The organism is Nonlabens sp. (assembly GCF_047636915.1).
Classification (GTDB): domain Bacteria; phylum Bacteroidota; class Bacteroidia; order Flavobacteriales; family Flavobacteriaceae; genus Nonlabens.
This window is the reverse complement of the sequence record NZ_JBLIGN010000007.1, coordinates 64,246-70,245: the sequence shown is the minus strand read 5'-3', so window position 1 is coordinate 70,245 and position 6,000 is coordinate 64,246. Positions and strand designations below refer to the sequence as shown.

5 protein-coding genes are annotated in these 6,000 nt (G+C 36.2%); 2 read left to right on the top strand and 3 right to left on the bottom strand.

Going from position 1 to position 6,000, the window contains the following annotated elements:
• Nucleotides 1–658: zinc-dependent metalloprotease (locus ACJAT0_RS02490; protein WP_415180370.1), on the top strand; the 658-nt coding region annotated here is incomplete at its 5' end.
• 122 nt (nt 659–780) lie between these two features.
• Here ACJAT0_RS02490 and ACJAT0_RS02485 read toward each other — a convergent pair.
• Together ACJAT0_RS02485 and ACJAT0_RS02480 are read right to left on the bottom strand one after the other, a co-directional pair.
• Nucleotides 781–1,971, bottom strand: a complete 1,191-nt coding sequence (locus tag ACJAT0_RS02485; protein ID WP_415180369.1) for an MFS transporter — start codon at nt 1,969–1,971, stop codon at nt 781–783.
• A gap of 1,160 nt (nt 1,972–3,131) precedes the next feature.
• The gene (locus ACJAT0_RS02480; protein ID WP_374002346.1) at nt 3,132–3,791 is read right to left on the bottom strand and encodes an endonuclease III domain-containing protein; all 660 of its coding nucleotides are present in this window, start codon (nt 3,789–3,791) and stop codon (nt 3,132–3,134) included.
• Between the two features lie 248 nt (nt 3,792–4,039).
• Between ACJAT0_RS02480 and bcp the strand changes: the two genes are divergently transcribed.
• Nucleotides 4,040–4,489, top strand: coding sequence for a thioredoxin-dependent thiol peroxidase (gene bcp, locus ACJAT0_RS02475; protein ID WP_415180368.1), 450 nt, complete (start codon nt 4,040–4,042; stop codon nt 4,487–4,489).
• Here bcp and ACJAT0_RS02470 read toward each other — a convergent pair.
• Nucleotides 4,484–5,968, bottom strand: a complete 1,485-nt coding sequence (locus ACJAT0_RS02470; RefSeq protein ID WP_415180367.1) for a TonB-dependent receptor — start codon at nt 5,966–5,968, stop codon at nt 4,484–4,486. The two genes, bcp and ACJAT0_RS02470, sit on opposite strands and share 6 nt — an antisense overlap.
• Nucleotides 5,969–6,000: the final 32 nt, after the last annotated feature.

Sequence of the window (6,000 nt, the reverse complement as noted above, 5' to 3'; positions counted from 1 at the left end):
TAATTACGACGATCTACAAGAGCTTTATGGAGAGCTTTTAGGTGTTTATTCTAGATATGTAGGACATGTTGTTACTAATGTAGGCGGTGTTTATGAAGATCTCAAGAAACCTACGCAAGCAGGAACTATTTACCGTAGTGTTGATAAGAAAACACAAAAAGAGTCGATAGAATGGATCCAAAATAATGTTTTTGAAACTCCTTTGTGGCTGGTTGATAAGCAAATCCTTCAAAACATAAATCCAGATGGATATTTTGATGTGCTGAGGTCGGTTCAAGTAAGGCATTTGAATGGCTTGTTAAGTCACAATCGCATCGGTAGATTGATCAATTCAGAAACGGTTGACACGGATTATTACTCGGCTTTAAATATGTTACAAGATATAAGAAAAGCCGTATTTACCAATTCTAAAGTAGATATTTATAAGAGAAACCTTCAGAGAGCTTATGTGGAACGCATGGAATACCTCATGACAGAAGTTCCTGGACGCAGCAGTTACGACATCGGTCAAAGTGATGTAAAAGCATTGGTGCGAGGCGAATTCAAGGCGCTACTACCTACTTTACGCACTAAGAGAAATACTACTTCTAGTGTAGTAAACCGCTACCATTATGAAGATCTTTTAGCAAGGGTAGATCTAGTTTTGAATCCGCGATAAAAAATAGTTATTTTGATTTTATAAAAGCAATCTGAAAAGGTTGCTTTTTTTGTTTCCGCTTTCGCCCCGAGCTGGCTTAGGATAAATTTCTATAAAAATCAAAAATCGGAAGACGCATCTATCTAAATATTATGTTTTTTAGTGCTGATATGATGAAATACATAGGAAGCGATCCAACCGAAAATAGAAACAATGGCTAGCATAAAAAACACTTCTTGAAAACCTTGCTCTCCTGGGGAATTATCTAATAAAACCCCTATCACTGGACCCATAAAAATATCTGGGGTATACCCAATTAAAGAAATCAAGCCAACAGCCGTTCCCGTTACAGCTAGTGAAATCTTCCCTTCTTGAATGGCAGAGAAGTACAAAGTCCTAAAGGCATAAACTCCTGTCGCAACTGTAATAATTGTGAACCAAAACAGTAGGGTAGTATCTGGATCTATAAGACCCGATGCAAATAGAAATGCTCCCAAAATGGTGATTGCAAAGCTTATCATCATCATAAAGGAGGAACGAGTCTTATCTGCCAGAAATCCTATAGCTATACCTATTATAATACGTATTCCTAAAAGATTGCTTCCTATCGCTGCAGCGTCTCGCTGGTCATACCCCATGACTTCATTAGCATACTGAGAGTATATATCAGTAATTTTGTAACCTGTGTAAGCACAAAGTATAATGACCATTAACAACCATACAGATGGAATTTTTATAACCTTAATATAGTTTTTAAACAGTTGATTTGTCGTTATTTTCTCTGAAGTCGTTTCCACAGATGGATCCTCTTTTACCAAAAAAATTAATAAAACACCAATAATAGCGATTATTGCAGAGCAAATTAAAACAACATACCCATAGGCAACTTTGCGTTGCATCCCTGTAGCAACCTCTATTTCTTCTATCAGAAACAAAGAGAATATAAAAATCCCTAGCCACCCAAATGCAAAGGAAACTAAACCGCGGCCTCCGTCTAAAAGTCCAAAGGCAATACCTTGTTTGAGTGGCCCACCCCAGACTCTAGTGGCTTTGATCATCGCTGCCCAGAATAGAAAAATGGTAGTGAAACCCCAATAGCCATACAGAATGCTCAATCCAAAATAAGATGGATAAGTTGCCATATATAATCCACCTAAGGATGTTAGAAACAAAGAAATAGCCATCAAATAACGTGGCTGATATTTATCTGCTAGACCACCACCCATAAAATAGGATATAAAAGCAACAATACCATAAATGGAAAAGCAGGTTCCTAGTTCTAAATTTGTGAGGTTAAAAACATCGAGAACAGTGGGTCTAAAAATACGAGCCAATACAAAGGGAAGTATAAAATTTGCTTCTCCAGCAACAATAAGGAGGAGGATATTGATGGTTTTTTGAGGTTTACTTGTGATGCTGATGATATTTAAAGTAAATGTAATGCATACTTGGTATCAAGAAAGGAGAGATGGATAAAGTTTCTCTTAAACAAGTTTTTAATGTATCGAATGAATAAAACACCTCTGCGATTTTAGATATAAAAAACATCCAATTTTTAATATTCCTTATTGCAACTAAAGCACTTTTATAAATCGATATTTAAAAGCTCCTCTTCTAAAAAGCTTGCATCTATCGCGCTTTTTCACTAGAGGAATGCACTGGATAAATAGGCCTCGCAGCCTTTATTATGACATAATCAGTAGTGGTTGAAGCGGTATTTAAAAATGATGATATAACTGTAATTTGTTTTAACAAATTATCTGGGATTGAGCAAAAGAGTTGAATAGATATCAAAAGGTAAAAGCTCCTTGCCTAAGAATAGGCGAGGAGCTTTTGAATTGGAAGTTAAAAAACTATTGAGATTTAACATGCCGACTATTCAAGTTGGCATGTTAAATCTGGGGAGGAAGTTTTATGGGGTTGATGCACCCAACTCATGAGGATTACTTTTTTAAAAACAGGGGATTGTAGAGTACATCAAGATGATAATAAGATCTATATTAAAATCACAAAGGAATATAAAACTCTTATCTAGATATGAGCTGAAATAAAGATTTGTATGTATATCGAACCATTTGGCAGGAACATGTAATGATGTAAAATGATAGCTAGGCTTCACGAATAGTCTTTCTAGCATTAAAAACACAATACATCTTCCTTCATTGTATGTAACAAATTTTACGAAAGCCATGCTCACTACCCATATAGATCAGCATCCGCGGTTGCGAAGAAAGGGGCGCATATTAGCGGTAGAGGATGAGAGCACTTTTTCTTTTCTAAGTGGAAGCTCCAGATCTAAGAGGTTTGATTCTGGATCTTTTTTGTTATAGAAAAGTATGAGATGTAATCCAGAAGCTGTTGATTTAATTTCACCCTCAGTTTTTAAAAAATGTCCTTCCATATATTTCAAGCACAGAAGCTTTAGGGACAGGAACTTTTGTACCACAATTTTTCTTTGATGTGCTGAATCTATTTTAAAGTTAATTAAGAAAAATCACTTCTTTAGCTTTTTATAATAGGCATCTAAAACAGTCTTTCTTCCGACCGTTTTTGTAATGATATCTGTCTCCATATCCCAACCTCGAGCTGGGCTGTATTCCCGACCATACCAGATAATTTGAAGATGCAAATCGTTCCATGTTTCTTCTGGAAACAATCTTTTAGCATCTCTTTCTGTTTGAACTACGTTTTTACCATTAGTGAGGTTCCAGCGGTACATCAATCTGTGAATATGGGTGTCTACAGGAAAAGTAGGAATGCCAAAAGATTGTGCCATAACTACGGCAGCAGTTTTGTGTCCCACTGCTGGAAATTCTTCTAGCTCTTCATAGGTTCTAGGAACTATACCTTTGTGTTTATCAATAAGTATTTGGGAAAGTCCATGGATTCCTTTAGCTTTCATAGGAGAAAGACCTACAGGTTTGATAATCTCACGTATTTCTTCTACGCTCAACTTTACCATATCATAAGGATTATTTGCGCGCTCAAATAGGAGTGGAGTGATCTTATTGACACGTACATCAGTACTTTGTGCACTCATTAAAACCGCGATTAATAAGGTATAGGGATCTGTATGATCTAGAGGTATAGGGATCTCTGGATATAACTCTTCCAGTTTATTTATGATAAATGCAACTTTTTCTGATTTGTTCATTCTTATCTTTATGGTTTAAAATTAATATCTGATAGATGACACACACAAACCTTTGTGGCAACCATATGCATGAGAGAACCATACACAAGTTAAAGGTCGCTTTTTATGATGATAGTTATCGTAAAAGGCTTTAAAAAAACAACGATTTTAAATTAATTATAATAGAGTCGTTAGTCTTTTGTTTCTCCGCATCTTGCTGCTGTATCTTTGTCTGATTCAATTTTATTTAATTCATTTAAAAATACCATATGACCTCATTAAAAGTAGGAGATAAAGCTCCAGAATTTTCAGTTCTTAATCAAGACGAACAAACCGTTTCTTTGTCAGATTTCACCGGTAAGAAATTGGTTTTGTTTTTTTATCCAAAGGCAAGTACACCAGGTTGCACTGCTGAGGCGTGTAATTTAAGAGATAACATAGATCGTTTACGCGCCAGCGGTTATGAAATATTAGGCGCTAGCGCAGATAGTCCTAAAAAGCAGAAGAGCTTTCAAACTAAGTACGAACTTCCTTATGATCTTTTAGCAGATGAAGACCACACTTTATTAAACGCATTTCAAGTTTGGGGACCTAAAAAGTTTATGGGTAAAGAATACGATGGGATCCACCGTACCACATTTGTAATAGATGAGGATGGTTTGATCACTGATGTGATTGAAAAGGTAAAAACCAAAGATCACGCTGCTCAAATTCTATAAACGCGAGTTTTGTATAGGAGAGATAGCATGTTTCTTAGAAGCATGCTCATTGTTGCAACCGAAGAGATTTTCCTGTTCCATTAATTCGGGAATTCCTTCGGGCAACATTTCTTTCCAGCCGTTTTCTCCTGCATCTATCATGCGCAATACTTCTCTTGAGAAAACATGAAGAATATCCGGATTATAATCTTCAAGGTCTTTCAATTTCCCATTGTATTTAAAGAATTTGTAAAGCTCCTTCATGCGTGGATGTACTTTTAAATTTTCGCTTGTAGTAAGCTCTCCAGTTTTGTGGTCCAGCATTGGGTATAGGTATACTCTCAAGTCTTTAAAGAACAGTTTACCAAAGGCTTCCAGTATTCCACCACTTAAATGAGTGTAATATTTGGTGTCAAAAATCTCTACTAGATTATTGACACCCATAACTAGCCCGATACGTTCTTTAGTGTAGTTATTAAAGTATTCTACTAATTTATAGTACTCCTTGAAGTTAGAGATCATAACTGTTTGCCCTAAAGAGCAAAGCAATTCTGCTCTGTGCATAAAATCTTCTTCATCTATCTCCCCATGAGATCGTAAATTGGAGAGTGTAATTTCAAATATAGTTTCTACATTTTCTTCTTTGACTGTTCCAGATTTTAAGAACCTGCGACGCGCAGTATGAAACATATCCATGTTTACTTTAGTCACTGGTCTAAAGCTACCTCGAAGTGCCAAAACATTTTTCTTATAGAGAATGCGAGCGCTCAATATGTTGTTTCCGTCAGGACCGAACATAACAGCTTCAGTCATTTCTAGTTTCAGAAGTTGCAAACTCATCAAACGATTATCTACCTCTTCAAAACGAGGTCCAGAAAAATTGATCATATCGATTTCAATTTTATCTTTATCGATATGGTCGTATAGATATTCAAGTAATTTTTTAGGATTATCGTGCTTGTAAAAAGCGCCATAGATTAGATTGGTTCCTAGAATACCTAATGTCATTTGTTGTAAGCGTGCATCCCGTTCTTTAAAACGCACATGTAGGATGATTTCTGAATATTCTTCTTCTGGAGATGCTTGAAATCTGAGCCCTATCCAACCGTGACCTAAATAACGTTTTGCAAAATCGATAGTAGCTACCGTATTTGCGTAGGTAAAGAAAAGTTTTTCTGGATGTTTTTCTCTAGAAAGACGAGCCTCAATAAGATTGGATTCATGTTCCAGCATTTTTTTTAATCTGGATTCTGTAACATAGCGACCATCATCCTGTGTGCCGTAAATAGAATCAGAGAAGTCCTTATCATAAGCACTCATCGCTTTTGCAATCGTACCAGAAGCACCACCAGCTCTAAAGAATTGTCTTACCGTTTCTTGTCCAGCGCCTATTTCGGCAAAGGTTCCGTAAATGTTGCGGTTCAAGTTAATCCTAAGAACTTTATTTTTTATGGATGGAACTGATTCAAAATCGTGATCTCCTGGTAAGCTTAAACCCATGACAACTAATTTACTGTTTGAACAAAGGTAGG

Coding starts and splice junctions, on each gene's coding strand:
- ACJAT0_RS02480 (WP_374002346.1), bottom strand. CDS start 3,791: ATGAACAAATCAGAAAAAGTTGCATTTATCATAAATAAACTGGAAGAG.
- bcp (WP_415180368.1), top strand. CDS start 4,040: ATGACCTCATTAAAAGTAGGAGATAAAGCTCCAGAATTTTCAGTTCTT.
- ACJAT0_RS02470 (WP_415180367.1), bottom strand. CDS start 5,968: ATGGGTTTAAGCTTACCAGGAGATCACGATTTTGAATCAGTTCCATCC.